Origin of the sequence: Hyunsoonleella jejuensis, from assembly GCF_900111025.1 — a bacterium.
Classification (GTDB): domain Bacteria; phylum Bacteroidota; class Bacteroidia; order Flavobacteriales; family Flavobacteriaceae; genus Jejuia; species Jejuia jejuensis.
On record NZ_FOFN01000003.1, the window covers coordinates 386283 to 401343 of the forward strand.

16 protein-coding genes are annotated in these 15061 nt (G+C 32.7%); 7 read left to right on the plus strand and 9 right to left on the minus strand.

The genetic code is table 11. The features are described 5' to 3' along the window. Nucleotides 1-12: 12 nt before the first annotated feature. The 3 genes from BMY39_RS11495 to BMY39_RS11505 form a co-directional block, all read right to left on the minus strand. On the minus strand, nt 13-705 hold the full coding sequence (locus BMY39_RS11495; protein WP_092579763.1) for a DUF4369 domain-containing protein: 693 nt from the start codon (nt 703-705) through the stop codon (nt 13-15). A 52-nt stretch (nt 706-757) separates the two neighbouring features. Further along, complete coding sequence (locus BMY39_RS11500) at nt 758-2062, minus strand: DUF819 family protein (RefSeq protein ID WP_092579765.1); 1305 nt, start codon at nt 2060-2062, stop codon at nt 758-760. Between the two features lie 440 nt (nt 2063-2502). Next, the gene (locus BMY39_RS11505) at nt 2503-3132 is read right to left on the minus strand and encodes an alpha-ketoglutarate-dependent dioxygenase AlkB family protein (protein WP_092579767.1); all 630 of its coding nucleotides are present in this window, start codon (nt 3130-3132) and stop codon (nt 2503-2505) included. Nucleotides 3133-3170: 38 nt separating this feature from the next. Between BMY39_RS11505 and BMY39_RS11510 the strand changes: the two genes are divergently transcribed. Continuing rightward, nucleotides 3171-3836 carry a M15 family metallopeptidase gene (locus tag BMY39_RS11510; protein ID WP_092579769.1) on the plus strand — a complete coding sequence of 222 codons (666 nt, stop codon included), beginning with the start codon at nt 3171-3173 and terminating at the stop codon, nt 3834-3836. A 61-nt stretch (nt 3837-3897) separates the two neighbouring features. Here the strand turns inward: BMY39_RS11510 and BMY39_RS11515 are convergent, their stop codons facing one another. From BMY39_RS11515 to BMY39_RS11525, 3 genes are all read right to left on the minus strand, one after another. After that, entirely contained in the window at nt 3898-4086 is a 189-nt protein-coding gene (locus BMY39_RS11515) for a hypothetical protein (protein WP_317039338.1), read from the minus strand. Nucleotides 4087-4332: 246 nt separating this feature from the next. Then, nucleotides 4333-4725 carry a hypothetical protein gene (locus tag BMY39_RS11520; protein WP_092579771.1) on the minus strand — a complete coding sequence of 131 codons (393 nt, stop codon included), beginning with the start codon at nt 4723-4725 and terminating at the stop codon, nt 4333-4335. Nucleotides 4726-4783: 58 nt separating this feature from the next. Next, a complete protein-coding gene (locus tag BMY39_RS11525) occupies nt 4784-5962 on the minus strand; it encodes an LETM1-related biofilm-associated protein (RefSeq protein WP_092579773.1) in 1179 nt (392 codons plus the stop codon). Nucleotides 5963-6110: 148 nt separating this feature from the next. Here BMY39_RS11525 and BMY39_RS15320 point away from each other — a divergent pair, with 148 nt between their 5' ends. The 3 genes from BMY39_RS15320 (at nt 6111) to BMY39_RS11540 (ending at nt 8708) form a co-directional block, all read left to right on the plus strand. Further along, the gene (locus tag BMY39_RS15320) at nt 6111-6761 is read left to right on the plus strand and encodes a DUF4331 family protein (RefSeq protein WP_092579775.1); all 651 of its coding nucleotides are present in this window, start codon (nt 6111-6113) and stop codon (nt 6759-6761) included. Nucleotides 6762-6787: 26 nt separating this feature from the next. After that, nucleotides 6788-7339, plus strand: coding sequence for a DUF4331 family protein (locus tag BMY39_RS11535; protein ID WP_092579777.1), 552 nt, complete (start codon nt 6788-6790; stop codon nt 7337-7339). Between the two features lie 70 nt (nt 7340-7409). Next, nucleotides 7410-8708, plus strand: coding sequence for a tetratricopeptide repeat protein (locus tag BMY39_RS11540; protein WP_092579779.1), 1299 nt, complete (start codon nt 7410-7412; stop codon nt 8706-8708). A gap of 299 nt (nt 8709-9007) precedes the next feature. On the opposite strand, the gene BMY39_RS11545 is transcribed toward BMY39_RS11540, so the two are convergent. The 3 genes from BMY39_RS11545 to BMY39_RS11555 all read right to left on the minus strand — a co-directional run bounded on the left by BMY39_RS11545 (nt 9008) and on the right by BMY39_RS11555 (nt 10675). After that, nucleotides 9008-9808, minus strand: coding sequence for an anti-sigma factor (locus tag BMY39_RS11545; RefSeq protein WP_092579781.1), 801 nt, complete (start codon nt 9806-9808; stop codon nt 9008-9010). Nucleotides 9809-9812: 4 nt separating this feature from the next. Then, a complete protein-coding gene (locus tag BMY39_RS11550) occupies nt 9813-10343 on the minus strand; it encodes an RNA polymerase sigma factor (protein WP_092579783.1) in 531 nt (176 codons plus the stop codon). 95 nt (nt 10344-10438) lie between these two features. Next, a complete protein-coding gene (locus BMY39_RS11555) occupies nt 10439-10675 on the minus strand; it encodes a hypothetical protein (protein ID WP_092579785.1) in 237 nt (78 codons plus the stop codon). 147 nt (nt 10676-10822) lie between these two features. Here BMY39_RS11555 and BMY39_RS11560 point away from each other — a divergent pair, with 147 nt between their 5' ends. From BMY39_RS11560 to BMY39_RS11570, 3 genes are read left to right on the plus strand one after another with little or no spacing between them, the layout of a single operon-like run. Continuing rightward, entirely contained in the window at nt 10823-12769 is a 1947-nt protein-coding gene (locus BMY39_RS11560; protein ID WP_092579787.1) for a peptidylprolyl isomerase, read from the plus strand. Next, complete coding sequence (locus tag BMY39_RS11565) at nt 12766-13629, plus strand: peptidyl-prolyl cis-trans isomerase (protein ID WP_177176597.1); 864 nt, start codon at nt 12766-12768, stop codon at nt 13627-13629. The genes BMY39_RS11560 and BMY39_RS11565 overlap by 4 nt, the downstream gene beginning before the upstream one ends. After that, complete coding sequence (locus BMY39_RS11570; RefSeq protein ID WP_317039339.1) at nt 13613-15055, plus strand: peptidylprolyl isomerase; 1443 nt, start codon at nt 13613-13615, stop codon at nt 15053-15055. The genes BMY39_RS11565 and BMY39_RS11570 overlap by 17 nt, the downstream gene beginning before the upstream one ends. Nucleotides 15056-15061 lie beyond the last annotated feature (6 nt).

Genomic DNA, 15061 nt, shown 5'->3' on the forward strand with positions numbered 1-15061 from the left:
GAGGTTTTTTTATTACTGCTCTGCTTGTTTTCGTTCTTCTATAAATTTTTGAAGTTCTTTACCGTATTTAGATGCTTTAATATTTGGAGTAAGGGATTTATGTATAGTATCTAACAAGTTTAGGTTTGCATTGTAAATTTCTGAAAGTGCCAAGTATGGAGCAACTTCACTGTCTTTATGATTTAATGCAAAATTTACGGTTTGTAAATATCTGTTTTTAATAAGACTTTTTTCTTTCTCTTGTATGGAGTTTAGAAGGCTTGTATCCTGTCTAGCTTCAAAGCGCTCCTTAATTAAGTCTAGGTTTCTATTGTTTAAACGCGACATTAGTTTTCGGTAATCCTCTAAAACCTTTTGCTGCTTAGAGCCTTTTATCTCAGCATCTGCAACAAAGCGTTTTAAAGTAGTGGTAATCTCTACTATGCCTTTGTCTGCAAAAAAAGTAATTCTATCCTCTTCTTTAGAATTTTTATCAAGATCTAAAATAAATAAATCGGGCTCGTCAACTTCAGAATACAATTTAAATTCAGGATTACCATTTACTATTACAGAATCTAAAGTGACCAGAACAGTATCTACAACACGTTTAAGATAAACAGTTCCTTTTTTTAAACCTTTAATATTGGTTTTTATAATTAAATCATCAGGTTTATTGGAGCAAGCTAGTATTAATCCAGTAAGAAACAGGATACTGTATTTTTTCATATTGGTGATGTATAATTAGGTGCGCAAATATCTTATAATTATTAAAAATATACTAGCCTCCGGCAGCAATTTTCATAAGTTCGGCACAAAGCATTGCACCGTATGTTCCCACCACATATCCAAAAACGGCAAGTAATACGCCAACCGTTGCTAAAGATGGGTGAAAAGCTGCGGCAACTACTGGGGCTGATGCTGCACCTCCAATGTTTGCTTTACTGCCAACAGCTAAAAAGAAATAAGGCGCTCTTATAATTTTGGCAACTAAAAACAATAATCCAACATGTATAGCCATCCAAACTAATCCTACGAAGATGAGGCCTGGGTTCTCAACAATTTTAGTTAAATCCATTTTCATACCTATACTGGCCACCAGAATGTAAATAAAAACACTACCAATTTTACTGGCTCCAGCACCTTCATATGTTTTTAGTTTGGTAAACGACATTAATATCCCAAGAAGGGTGGCTATGGTAATCATCCAGAAAAACTGAGAGCCGAAAGACGACATCGCAGATGACTTATCCTTTACAGCATCAAAATTTTCAGTTAAAAATTGAGAAATGTTATTGGCACCAAAATGGGAGGTGCCAACAATAGTAAAAGCTATACCAAGAATAACCATTAAATCACTCAAAGTAGGGTTTCTAGAAATTTTATTAGCATAAGACGAAACGCGTTCTTTTAAAACTTCAATAGCGCTGTTATCAGCTTTTAACCAATTGTCAATTTTATCAGATTTTCCAATGCCTAATAACAATATAGCCATCCAAATATTGGCAACAACAATATCTACTATTACCATTCCGGCATAGTTATCTGTATTGAATTTATAAATTTCTAACATCGCTGCTTGGTTTGCACCACCACCAATCCAGCTACCAGCCAAGGTGGCTAAACCCCGCCAAACGGCATCCGGACCCGCTCCTCCAACAGTTTCGGGAGAAACCATAGAAATTAGTAATATTGCAATAGGGCCACCAATAATTACCCCCACTGTTCCCGTTAAAAACATTATTAGTGCTTTAGGACCTAAATTAAAAATAGCCTTTAAGTCTATACTCAAGGTCATTAACACCAAAGCGGCAGGTAATAAAAATCTACTAGCTATATAATATACTTGGGACTTATGTTCTATAATTTCCCCAGAAGCACTGGTGGTAGTCCATTCCGGTGCTATTACGCCTAAAGTAGTTAAAGCACCTGGTAGCATATATGCCATTAGTAGCGCAGGAATGTATTTATAGAATTTTTTCCAAAATGAATTAGAACTACTTGAAGTGTAAAACACAAACCCAAGAGCTAACATAAGCAACCCAAAAACTATAGTGTCTTGGGTGAAAATAGGTTGAGTATTCATAAGGTTTTTATTTAAAAGATTCTAAGATAAGTAAAAAATTAGGAGTGTAAATTAATTTTTGGCATAGTAGTTGATTAATATGAAACAGTTACACTTCAAAGAATAGTTTATTGAGTGGTTACTTTAAACTTTAGAAATGTAATTTCATATTTTGGTTGGTTAGTTAGTAAAAAAGCATCCTATTTTTAGGGTGCTTTTTTTATATTATTGAATTGTATTTTGTGCATTTCATCGATGATTTGTATTATATCGACGAAGTGTGTTAAAAAAATATGTATTTCATCGATTATTTATGTTTTTAATCGTTTCAATTAAAATTGGTTTTTATATTTGACTCGTACTAAATAACATACTTTTTAGTTCAATGGATTAATTAATTAATATTTGCGTTATGTTGTTGATGTGGAGACCCCAAATCTAGCACATAATATAAAAGCAAATTAAGAAAGAACCGAGTTTGAGGGAACTCGGTTTTTTTGTGGAATAATGCGAAATGTTAGATTAATTCTTGGGCTAATTTTTCTTGATGTTTTTGGTATTTGGTGTAACCAGTATTCCTGTGTTGTTCCCTGCATTAACAGGAGGCTTCCATGTTTTAGTACTAGTTTTTTCTTTAGATTTTTATCGTATTTGTGTTTAAAATGGAACACGCGTTCCTCTCCAAGTGTAATAGACGCAATAATGGGATTTTCACCCAATTCCTTCTCATTATCAGCATGCCAACCATTACTATCTTTTCCATTACGATATAAATTTGCTAAACAGCTTGTAAAAGAGGTGTTTAAGGCGCCTTCAATTGTGTTTTTAATCTCTAGTATATGACCTTCAAATGGTTTAGGCAACATAGTAATATTACTGTAGGAATATGGTTGGTTGTTTTCACCAAAAAAAGCAGTTAATCTGGGTTGATTGTAAGTTTTACCAAACACTTTTATGTCATCCTGTTGCCATGGAATTTCGTCAAAGAGATTTTTGAAGTATTTGTCGGCCTCCGTTTTATCAAAAAAGTTTGGATAATAAGTTACATCTGCATCTTCCAGGTTTAAATTTTCAGCATTCAATAACCGCATGATTTTTATTTTCTAAATTAGCACAAATGATTTTTTAAATGAAGTTAAGTTACACTTTTTTGTGTTTTTTTATGGTTTGCCTTGGGTACTGCCAATTACCCGAGAAATTTGTTTATGCTAAAAATTTAATTCCTGATTTAGAAATTGAATTACGCTATTACGGAAATAATAATTTCATTGGCGATACTATTGATGGTTATAATAAGCACTGTTTAATTTTAACAGAAGAAACTGTTTTAGCATTGCAGAAGGTTCAAACAGAACTACATAAAAAAAATTTAGCACTTAAAGTTTATGATGGTTATCGTCCACAACGCGCAGTTAATCATTTTATGAGGTGGGCAAAAAACCTAAACGATACGATAAACAAGGCTAAGTTTTATCCTAATGTAAAGAAGGCTGATTTATTCAAGGAAGAGTATATCGCCACTAGGTCTGGACATACAAAGGGAAGTACGGTGGACATTACTATTATTAATAAAACTACCAATAAAGAATTAGACATGGGAAGTCCTTACGATTTTTTTGGGAGGCAATCTTGGATAAATTACGCGAATATTACTGCTGTACAAAAAGCAAATAGAGAACTGTTGCAAAGGGTAATGTTAAAACATGGCTTTATAAATTATCCTAGAGAGTGGTGGCATTTTACTCTAAGAAATGAGCCTTACTCAACTACCTATTTTGATTTCCCTGTGGAATAAATAAACTACTTTTAGTATTTAGAAAACAGTTTTTACAAAAGTAAAGATTAGTTAAAGTTAATTATTCTTTATCTAAATTTTTAGTCATATTAAAGCCAATAAATAGCCCTATTCCTGCCATGAGGAAAATAGTTGCTGGATATACGGCATCTTCATAAAGGGTGGTATAGTTTTCCAATAAACTGGCAATAAAAACGCCAATACCAATACCTATTAAAAAAAGGCAAAATTTAAAATAAGTACTTTCCAAATAGGTGCTGTTTGTGTTTTGCCTTTTACAAAAATACTTGCATCGGCTCCTTTTTCAATAAGGGCTAATCTTTCTTTATTTCTATTTGAAAAATAAGGAATAGAAGCACTTCAATAAATATAACCAAATATTATAAATAAAGTTAAAACCTTAACTAAATAATAAATAGCTATATAAATACTTCCGAAGTGTGATTTACGAAGTGAGCCTTTAAGCATGGGTAGTTTTTTTGGGGCGAGCATTGTTTTATTTATTAAAAAGGCCTTTAACGTCCTCTTTTGTGAGTTCTATTAAGGTAAAAACACCCAATAAAATTCCAAGAATTCCAGTTAAGCAATTTATGACGGCTATGGCGTAAATAAAATTATAGTATTTTGTTTCTTTAATATATTTTGAAGCTAATAAATTTAAAATACCGAGAACGATGCAAGCAATTATTCCGACGCCACCAATAATAACAAATAACCAACCAAAATTAAACGGAAGCTCTTGGGGTTGTTCAGAATGTTCTATAGCTCTATTTACAAAAAAACCAATACAGGCATAAATAAAAAAGAATAGTGAAAAGCAAAAGGTTAATATGCCCTTAATTAAATATAGGATTCTAAATGTGTTGAGGTTATTACTTTTAGTTTCCATTAAATTTTAATATTTATGTTAAGTCGTTTCTCTTTAGTCTTTTCTAAGTTTTCAAAAATTATTTTTCAATTCTATTTTCATCAAATGCAGAGGGTAATAACTTTGGTATAAACTTAACAACAAGAGGTAATAATAGTGCACCGCCTGGTAACATAAAAATAGCCAAACTTGGTATAGATTTAAAAATATCTAATAATTGTTCTTGTACTTTATGTTGCTCTTCTTTATTTAATTCTCTAACCGTAGATTGTGTTAACAAAACCATAAGGTCTTTACTGTCTACGAGTTCTTTATACAATCTTTTACGGTTTCTGGTTATGAGTTTATTAACCATAGACGTAGAGTTGTTGTAAAAATTCTTTACTGCATTTTTAGAATTAAAGAGTGCAATACTGTCTTTATGTTTGGAATAAAAATTGTTAATAGACTTAATAGATTGGTGAATTCTAGATAAATTTAAATTCAAATCCTTACCTAATTTTTCCAAAAAAGCATGCTCACCAACATCAATGGTTTGGTCACTCCAAGTTGCCATACATGCCAAATCTAACATGTAAAACTTTTCATTTTCAGCTACAATAAGTTCTATTGCTTTTTTATAATCTAAGCTTTTGGTATTGTGATATCTGAGCGAAGATTCAAATAGCTCCATTAGGCTTTCATCATAATCATTTTTAGTTTCTTTAGAATTTAGTACGTCTAATGAAATAGTTACAATAGCGGCCTCTAGATTTTTCATGTAAGAAGCCGATAATTCCTTTTGCTCTAAAAACTTTTGGTACCCTAGAACATCTAAATACAACAATGCATTTACCAAAAAGTAATTAAAATTTTTGGTAAAGACATTGTCATCTATTTGAATACGCTTGTGTATAATACCTTCAAGTTGCTCCCTTGGTTCGTTTCCTCCTAGAAAAGAGGAAAGAAAGGAGGTGTTGTTGGCATTAATTTCAGAATAAAACTCTATCACACTTTTTACAAAATCATTATCAACTTTAGAGTTTTTATGGGTGTAGAATAAAGCTAAATAAAGATTTATTTTACAAATTTCATCTTCCGTAAGTTTTATGTCATTTTGCAAAATAACTTGAGCAGCAACGTCTCGATTGCTACCATATACAAAGCCACAAGACCTTAGAGCGTCATAAAAGGTTTCCATATTATAACTTAAAAAGCGATTGTTTATAACAACTTCACTTTCCAGTTTTTTTATCCAGCCAGATGATGATGGGTTCATAATTCTAATTAGGAAATGTAAAAATAAGCTTTTAAGTAAAGACTTAGGATTAAATTTTCTTTAACAAAATTTTAACAAAACCGCTAAAACCAATTTTCCGTAGGTATAGTTGAGAGTGAAACAATAATAACAACAAAATCTCAAAATCATGAAAAATTTAAAAACAATTTTAGGCGTAGGAGTTTTAGCGGTAGCAGGCTTCTTCGCAATTGCAGCGGACCATATTGATGCTCCAGCTGTTCAAGGCGGAACAAGTGATGTAACCGATTTTTATGCCTTTCAGGGCGAAAACACCAATAATATTGCGTTTGTGGTAAATGTACAGGGTTTGATAAGTCCTGCTAATACGGCCAATGCTTCTTTTGATGAAGGTGTATTAGTAGAAATCAATATAGATAATACAGGGGATAATGTAGAGGATTTGGTAATACAAGCCATTCCCAGGGATGGTAAAATGTACTTTTTTGGGCCTACAGTGCCCTCGCAAACAGGTTTGGCAAGTGTAATTCAAAGCAATTCTGCTGTTAATGGTGTTGTAGATATAACCCAATATGGCGAAACCCCAATGATTAGCGAAAATTCTGGAATGAGCTTTTTTGCCGGACCCAGAGATGATCCATTTTTTATGGATTTTGCACAATATTCTGAAATCATAGCAGGAAATGCAAATGGCTTTAATGATCCTGGATCAGACACTTTTGCGGGTAGTAATGTAATGTCAATAGTAGTTGAAGTGCCAAAATCTATGATTGGAAGTACGGGAACCATAAACACCTGGGTAGAAACCAAAACAAAATAATCAATAACCTTATTAAGATATAAATTATGAAAACTTTAAAAATATATACACTAGCAATATTAGTATCAGTTTTGGCATTCAATTGTTCAAATAATGATGATGATGTAAAGACTTTACCAGGTCCTGATTTTTCCGGAACATATACCCAAGCAGATCAAATGGGAAGACCAGCAGTAAACACTGTTTTTGTGTCTTCCGCAAATAAGGATATGTTTAATACAACGATTCCTTCAGAACAGAATACTGCATTTCAAAGTATGTTTGAAGCTAATTTGCTAGCATTAAGTCCTGCATATGCCAATGGAGGGATGAATGCTCTTGGTCAAGATGCTGTGGCATTTACGGGATTATTAGCAACAGATGTTTTAAATGTATCGCTAGACGGTCCTACTACGTTTTTCGATGGTACTAATGTGCTTACTGGGCGAGCTTTGGCTGATGATGTAATTACAGTTGAATTATTGTTGATTTTTGGTGGAGAAGATTTCATGGAGAATCCAACATTATCAAACGACAATGTTGATGCAAACGATAAAGACTTTTTAAGTTCATTTCCTTATTTAGCTTCACCTTGGTAAGATTCCTTTCCGAGTGTGTTTCCCCAAGCATGCTCGGAAATTTTTATTCAAACAAAAAAAACATAACAAAATGAAACCTTTAAAACTTATATGTTTTACAGCCATATTATTTGTACTTGGGTGTAAAACACAAACAAATACTCCAGAAATTATTACCAACACTAAAGACTATAGCGCTTATTTACAGGTTGAACAAGATGAGATTTTAGATGCTGCACAACAAGATTATATCTTTTGGGAAAAAAAGCTAGAAAAAGAACCAAATCAGTTTCCGTATTTGGTAAAAGCAGCAGCATCTCAGTCTCTTCTATTTAACAAAACAGGAAAAATAGAATACTTGATTAGTGCTGAAAAAAATTTAATTCAAGCCAATGAAGCAACCAATTATGGGAGTTCTAGCTATTTAAGAGCTCTAGCAAGAAACTATATTTCTCAACACAAATTTAAAGAAGCACTAAATCTTTTAGAAAAAGCGGAAGTTATCGGTGAACGCTTAAAATCATCCCAAAAAATGCTATTTGATGTGCATTTGGAATTGGGCAACATTAACAAAGCTAAAACGTATTTGACCAAAATTGAAAATTTTAAAGATTTTGATTTTTTGATAAGACTATCAAAGTGGAGTGATCATAATGGTGATTTGGATAATGCAATTCTATATCTAGAAAAAGCCACCGAAATGGTAAAAGCTACTAAAAATAAAGTGTTGATGCAGTGGGCTTATACGAATCTGGCAGATTACTACGGACATGCAGGACAAATAAAAAAATCTTATGAACATTATCTTCAAGCTTTAGAAATCGATTCCAACAATGCCTATGCAAAAAAAGGAATTGCTTGGATAATATATTCACATGAAAAAAATGCAGATGAGGCTTTACGTATTTTGAATGCGATTTCAATGTCATATAGCGCGCCGGATTATCATTTACTTAAGGCTGAAATTGCCCAATTCAAAGGAGACGATCTCTACAAAGAAAAAGAAATTGAATTATATAAAAAGGCAGTAGAAAACACATTGTATGGTGAAATGTATAATAAGTACAATGTGTTGCTTTTTGCTGAAAATAAAGCGGAGACAGCAAAAGCATTAAGAATAGCTAATGAAGAAATTAGCAACCGGCCTACAGCACAATCATACGATTTATTAGCTTGGACATATTACAACCATGGTGATATAAAAGATGCTTTAGAAGTAATTGAAAATCATGTCGCAGGAAAAACTTTTGAACCAGAAGTCTTATACCATATGGCAGAAATTTATAAGGCAAACGGAAAAATGAAAGATGCTAAAAAACTAAAGAAAGAATTATTACAAAGTAGTTTCGAATTAGGACCATTAATGACTGAAAATATTAGGAGCATTTAAAACTAAAGCAATATAATTTGAGGGAATTAGTTGCTGTTTATAAAACCTTAAATTAGGTTGGTTTTTAGGTTTTTGTTTGAAAGGAAACTCCCTATTGCAGAGATGTGATAGGGGTTTTCTATTTATAGTTTATAATGATTTTCTTAAAAAAATAACTGCGCCTATCTTTTAAATTTTCAGCTCATTAATTGAAGTGCTTAACATGTAATCGTGAATAAAAAGATTTACTACGTGCATTATTCGATGAACAGGAATGATTTTTAGTTTAGCATAACCTAAAATAAAAGGAAATAGACTTACTAACTCGAGACTACACCTAAAGTATAAAGTTGCTCCATAGTAGGGGTGGCACTTCCTCCAGCAGGTTCTAAAGTAATACCAAATGCTTCACTGGAATTAGTGTTTTCTATTTCGAAAATTTTGTTGGAGTCTGTTATAAAATTGTCAATAGTCCCTAAACTTGTGGGCGTAAGCGGATTTAATGTTAAAGACCACACCTGATATACTTTGCCTGGTGGAGGATCTGGCAATCCTTCGGCGTCTAAGAAAATACGATTGGTGTTTTTATCCCAATATACTTTTGCATAAGTATTTTGAAAATTGCCTTGACCCGCAAGCGGAATCCTAGAAATATTGTCGTCTCGCAGTACAGAAATTAACGTATTGGCCTCTTCTAAACTATTTTTTGAATTTTCAATCTGTATTTCCATAAGCGATTGTTGAGTTCTTGCAACTTGAATATCACTTTGTAATTGTTTATTTTGGTTTACAGCCCAAAAGAATCCAGCTGCAAGCAAAATTGAGGCAGCCCAACCTGTGTAGGTAAACCAATTATATTTAGGGTTTGTTAATGGTACAACTTTAGTGTCGTGGTCATCTAGGTTCAAATGTTGTTTTACGGTTTTTAAAATATAGGCATTATTGTTTTGTGAGACGGATGCTGTAAGTTTTATAACTGCAGCTTCAATCTCTAAAACTTCTTGTAAAATCTCTGGATGTTTTTGCATAAGCGCATACACTTCCGCATTTTCTTCTTCAGAAAGTGCTCCAGCTACGTAAAGTTCCAAAACTCCAGATGCTATATATGCGTTGATATCCATATCCTTAATTTAAAACCATATTCCTTAATTCTTGAATACAGTTTCTATTTCTTGTTTTAATTGTCCCAATTGGCATGTTTAAGGCCTCGGACGCTTCACTTTGTGTATAACCTTTAAAATAAAGCAGTTCAATAACTTCTTTACATTTTTCAGCCAACTTGCTCACAAAAGCTTTAACTCCTATGGCATCAGTTTTATCATCTAAACTTTCATGGGTCTCAATAATATCTACGAAAAAATCAGTATTGAGGTTTTGTTTTCCTTTTTTAAAAGATTTGGAGCGTATTTTGTCAATTGCAGCATTTCTGGCTATGTTCAAAATCCAAGTAAAAAAACGCCCTTTTTGTTTAGAATAGCTATCAGACTTATACCATATTTTAATGAATACATCTTGCATAACTTCTTCAGCAATATCATTATTCCTAACAATATTGTATATCACACCATGCATACTGTCACTATACATCGCATACAATTTTTCAAAAGCCTTTACGTCTTTTTTTTGAAACCTTTCTACAAGTTGGTCTATATCCATCCACAGCAATTAAGAGTTCCGAAAGTAATAAATATATGTGATAATTTAATGAAGGTGTTTGGCGTATTTTTTTAAAAAGCGGTAAAGTTTAAAACTTATTGTGTGTAAACCTGTCCACGGTGCGGTTTTAAAGCATCTCTAACAGGTTTCATTTGCGCTTCTGTTACAACCATGAAAGCGATGGAATGTAAATCGTTAATTGCTTCAAAGCCAGTAATATTTAATTCCAGTCTTTCAATTTTTATGTATTCTTTTAAATGGACCACGTGGTGTTCGGCAATTTTTTCAGCATTTGGTCCTCGAAAATCCCATATTAGCTTTAGTTTTCGCATAGCTTTTTTTTCTGTTCAAAGGTCTTAAAAATAGTGTTAATAGCCTTAAAAAATTAAAATAAAACCCCTTTATTTGCGTTTGTATGCACAACTTGTTTTAAAGGCATATATTAGTATTTTTGTATCTGTTGAATATTAATTTTTATTATGAAATTGAAGTATTGTTCTCTAGTCTTTTCGTTCTTTATTACGTTTTCTGCAATTGCCCAAACATTAGAAGAAGATGTGTTGTTTACCGTTGCAGGAGAACCGGTTTATGTCTCTGAATTTTTAAGAGTATATAATAAGAATCTCAATCTAGTGCAAGATGAATCCCAAAAAGATGTGGATGAATATTTAAAGTTGTTCACTAACTATAAATTAAAACTGAAAGAAGCAAAAGCACAGGGTTTACATGAAAAGTCAAATTACAAAAGAGAGCTACAAACCTATAAAAAGCAATTGGCTAAAAATTACATGACTGATTCTAATGTGAATAACGAATTAGTTAAGGAAGCTTACAACCATATTTCAAGTGAGGTAAAAGCAAATCATATTTTAGTACGTGTAGCCGAAGATGCTAAACCCCAAGACACATTGGCGGCGTTTAATAGCATTATAAATTTACGCGAGCGTGCACTAAAAGAAGACTTCGAACGTGTTAGAAAAGAAGTGCACAACGGTAAAACAGTATTTGGTGAGGAATTAGGCTGGTTTTCTGGTTTCAAAATGGTTTATAAGTTTGAAAAAGTGGCATATAATACTCCTGTAGGGGAGATTTCCCAACCTTTTAGAACACGTTTTGGATATCATATTGTTAAAGTTTTAGATAAGCGTAAGGCAAGAGGTGAGCGTACGGTTAAGCATATCATGATTACTACAAACAAAGGCGATACGCTTTCTAACGCAGAGGCTAGAATAAGAGATATTTATAAAAAACTTCAGCAAGGTGAACAGTTTGAGGCTTTAGCTAAGGAGTTTTCCGATGATAAAAATTCCGCACCTAGTGGTGGCTTATTAAAACCATTTTCTAGCGGACAGTTAAGCGTGCCTGAATTTGAAGAAGCTGCCTTTGCTTTACAAAACAAGGGAGATATTTCAGAACCTATAAAAACGAAATTTGGATGGCACATTATTAAACTTGAAAACATAAAACCTATTGGCGATTTTGATGCACTTAAGCCAGAATTAGAAAACAAGGTGAAACGAGATGAGCGCTCTAAGTTGATTGAAGATGCTTTGATTTCTAAACTAAAAGAAAAATATAAAATTGACGGTCAAACACCAGATTTAAGTTATTTCTCGTCTATATTAAATAATAACTTTTTCAATCGTACATGGAAGTTGCCTGAAGACTTTAAAAGAGAAGAACGATTTATTATAATTGGTGATAGCACAATTACTTATGGCGATTTTGGTGATTTTCTAGTCACTCATCAGAAGCGCGTAAGAGGAGAGCAGAGTTTTGAGAAAATAGTTGATAATGCATATGAGTCATTTTTAAATTCAAGCTTGAAAAAATATCAAGAAGAAAATTTAGAAAACGAAAACGAAGATTATGCCCATATTTTAGGAGAATACAGGGATGGGTTATTGCTATTTGATTTAATGGAAAGTACGATTTGGCAAGCTGCAAAAACAGATTCTGTGGAAGTTAAAGCGTATTACGAAAACAATAAAACAGATTATTTTTGGCCTAAACGCATAACTGCAGAAGTGGCGTCTTCAGCTAATAAGAAGGTAATTAAAAAAGTGGCGAAACTGATGGAAGAAGATATAGCTGTTGAGGATATTAAATCATTGGTTAATACAAATGGTGAAGTAAATGTAATTTTTACAATAGACACCATGGGTTTAGATCACCAAGCTTTACCTAAAAACTTTGATTTACAGAGAGGAATTTCTAAAGTATATAAACACAATAACGGTTTTATTGTGGCTAAGGTAAACGAAGTTTTTCCCAAGCAACAAAAGCCTTATGAAGAAGTTAAAGGTTTAGTAATGAGTGATTACCAGAGCTATAAAGAAAAATTGTGGCTAGAGGAGTTAAAAAAAAAATATAAAGTTGTTATTAATACTGAAGCTTTAAAAAGAGTTAAAGCAGAAATTAAATGATAGTCGTGCGTTTACAATCCCTCCTCATATTATGTCTTCTAGCTTTGACGATATCTTGCGATATATTTAAAAAAAACGATGAGCGCAAACCAGTTGCTAGGGTAAACGATGCTTATCTTTATGAAGAGGATTTAGACGGATTGGTGTCAGAAGGGGTTACAGGTCAAGATAGTGCATTAATAATACAGAATTATATAAAAGAATGGGCAACAGAGCAGCTTTTAGTTGACGGAGCACATTTAAACTTAAGCGAAAAAAAGCAAGAAAGTTTTAATAAACTGGTCAATCAATACAAGAACGATTTGTTTAGTAAAGCGTATTTAGAGGCATTGGTTAGTAAAAACTTGGATACTGCTGTTAGTAATGAGGAGGCGACCAAGTATTATGAAGCTAATAAAGATGCATTTAAGTTGAACGAAGAGCTGTTAAAGTTTAGGTACATTCACGTAGATGAAAATATCATAAATTATAATACGATTAAAGAGCGTTTTAGAAGATTTGAAAACAAGGATAAAACAGCGTTGGATTCTATAGCAATTCAATTTAAATCTTACTCGTTAAACGATTCTATTTGGGTGAAAATGAGTCAGGTAATAACAAAAATACCAGGGGTAAATTCTGAAAATAAAAATCAACTGTTAAAAAAATCTAATTTTGTACAACTCAAAGACTCATTAGGAGTATATTTGATGCAGGTTAATGACGTTTTGTTGCGAAATGATACGGCACCATTAGAATATGTGAAACCAACAATACGCCAAATTGTAATTAACAAGCGTAAGTTGGAACTCATCAAAGAATTAGAAAAAGATATCACAAAAGATGCTATTAAAAATAAAGAATTTGAAATATATAACTAACGCAAGAATAGTGTTTGCATTACTATTTCTTGTTGCGTTTTCAGTGCAGGCACAAGAAATTATTGAAGATGAGTCGTCAGTTGACGCTAATACAAAAGTACAAGAAAAAGCTCAAGATTCAACTAATGGTTTTAAACCAGTAAAAGTAGATGGTGTGGCTGGTGTAGTTGGTGATTACATCGTTTTAAACTCTGATATTGATAAAGAGTTTTTACAACTACAGGCATCGGGAGTTGATACTAAAAATATTACCAGATGTCAGCTTTTCGGTAAACTTTTAGAGAATAAATTGTACGCACACCATGCCATACAAGACAGTATTTTGGTGTCTGATGCCGAGGTGAGAAATAATGTAGATTATCAACTTCAGCAATTCCTAGGACAGGTTAATGGAGATATGAATAGATTACTTCGAATCTATAATAAAGAAAATGAAGAAAGCCTTAGAGAAGAAATGTTTACAACCAACAAGGATATGATGTTGGCACAACGCATGCAGGCAAAAGTTATTGAAGAGGTAGAGATTACGCCTGAAGAGGTAAGACAGTTTTTTAACAAAATTCCAAAGGAAGAAAGACCAAGTTTTGGAACCGAATTAAAAGTGGCACAAATTGTAGTTGAGCCAAAAGTTTCAGACGCAGAAAAACAAAGGATAATAAACCAATTAAATCAATTTAAGGCCGATGTCGAGGAAAACGGTGCAAGTTTTCGGTCTAAAGTAATTTTATATGGTCAAGATCCTGGGATAAAACAATCGGGTTATAAATACACGTTAAACAGAAACAAACCTAGAATGGTAAAGGAGTTCAGGGAAGCGGCATTTTCGTTGCAAGAGGGTGAGGTATCTGAACCTTTTGAAACAGATTTTGGGTTTCATATTGTGTATGTAGAAAAAATAAGAGGACAAGAGTACGATGTTAGTCACGTACTTTTAATGCCTGAAGTGTCAGACGAGGCAAAACTGGAAGCTAAAGAAAAATTAGAAAAAGTAAGACAACAAATTTTAGACGGTGAAATTACATTTGCGGAAGCTGCTAAAGAAATTAGTGATGATGAGGTAACTAAATTTGACGGAGGCCAGTTGATTAATCCAGAAACACAAGATTATAATTTTGAGCTGACACGAATGGATCCAGAATTATACGCTCAAATACAAGATTTAAAGGATGGTGAAGTAAGTCCTGTTTTAGGGGAGACTGACAGGTCTAACAAACTTAAATTTAAGATTTTAACAGTATCTGACAGAGTAGAAGATCATGATGCAGATTACGCGACTGATTTTTTAAAAATAAAAGAATTAGCCTTAAACGAAAAGAAAATTAAAGCCATCGAAGATTGGCAGGAAGAAAAAATTGATGATACTTACATTAAAATTACTGGCAGTATGAGAGATTGTGAATTTTCTAGTAATTGGTTAAAAAAATAGTAGTTT

What these genes read in the sequence shown, in the direction of transcription:
- BMY39_RS11560 (WP_092579787.1), top strand. Translation starts at nt 10,823, where the DNA reads ATGAAATTGAAGTATTGTTCTCTAGTCTTTTCGTTCTTTATTACGTTT.
- BMY39_RS11535 (WP_092579777.1), top strand. Translation starts at nt 6,788, where the DNA reads ATGAAAACTTTAAAAATATATACACTAGCAATATTAGTATCAGTTTTG.
- BMY39_RS11540 (WP_092579779.1), top strand. Translation starts at nt 7,410, where the DNA reads ATGAAACCTTTAAAACTTATATGTTTTACAGCCATATTATTTGTACTT.
- BMY39_RS11510 (WP_092579769.1), top strand. Translation starts at nt 3,171, where the DNA reads ATGAAGTTAAGTTACACTTTTTTGTGTTTTTTTATGGTTTGCCTTGGG.
- BMY39_RS15320 (WP_092579775.1), top strand. Translation starts at nt 6,111, where the DNA reads ATGAAAAATTTAAAAACAATTTTAGGCGTAGGAGTTTTAGCGGTAGCA.
- BMY39_RS11520 (WP_092579771.1), bottom strand. Translation starts at nt 4,725, where the DNA reads ATGGAAACTAAAAGTAATAACCTCAACACATTTAGAATCCTATATTTA.
- BMY39_RS11550 (WP_092579783.1), bottom strand. Translation starts at nt 10,343, where the DNA reads ATGGATATAGACCAACTTGTAGAAAGGTTTCAAAAAAAAGACGTAAAG.
- BMY39_RS11505 (WP_092579767.1), bottom strand. Translation starts at nt 3,132, where the DNA reads ATGCGGTTATTGAATGCTGAAAATTTAAACCTGGAAGATGCAGATGTA.
- BMY39_RS11565 (WP_177176597.1), top strand. Translation starts at nt 12,766, where the DNA reads ATGATAGTCGTGCGTTTACAATCCCTCCTCATATTATGTCTTCTAGCT.
- BMY39_RS11500 (WP_092579765.1), bottom strand. Translation starts at nt 2,062, where the DNA reads ATGAATACTCAACCTATTTTCACCCAAGACACTATAGTTTTTGGGTTG.
- BMY39_RS11555 (WP_092579785.1), bottom strand. Translation starts at nt 10,675, where the DNA reads ATGCGAAAACTAAAGCTAATATGGGATTTTCGAGGACCAAATGCTGAA.
- BMY39_RS11495 (WP_092579763.1), bottom strand. Translation starts at nt 705, where the DNA reads ATGAAAAAATACAGTATCCTGTTTCTTACTGGATTAATACTAGCTTGC.
- BMY39_RS11545 (WP_092579781.1), bottom strand. Translation starts at nt 9,808, where the DNA reads ATGGATATCAACGCATATATAGCATCTGGAGTTTTGGAACTTTACGTA.
- BMY39_RS11525 (WP_092579773.1), bottom strand. Translation starts at nt 5,962, where the DNA reads ATGAACCCATCATCATCTGGCTGGATAAAAAAACTGGAAAGTGAAGTT.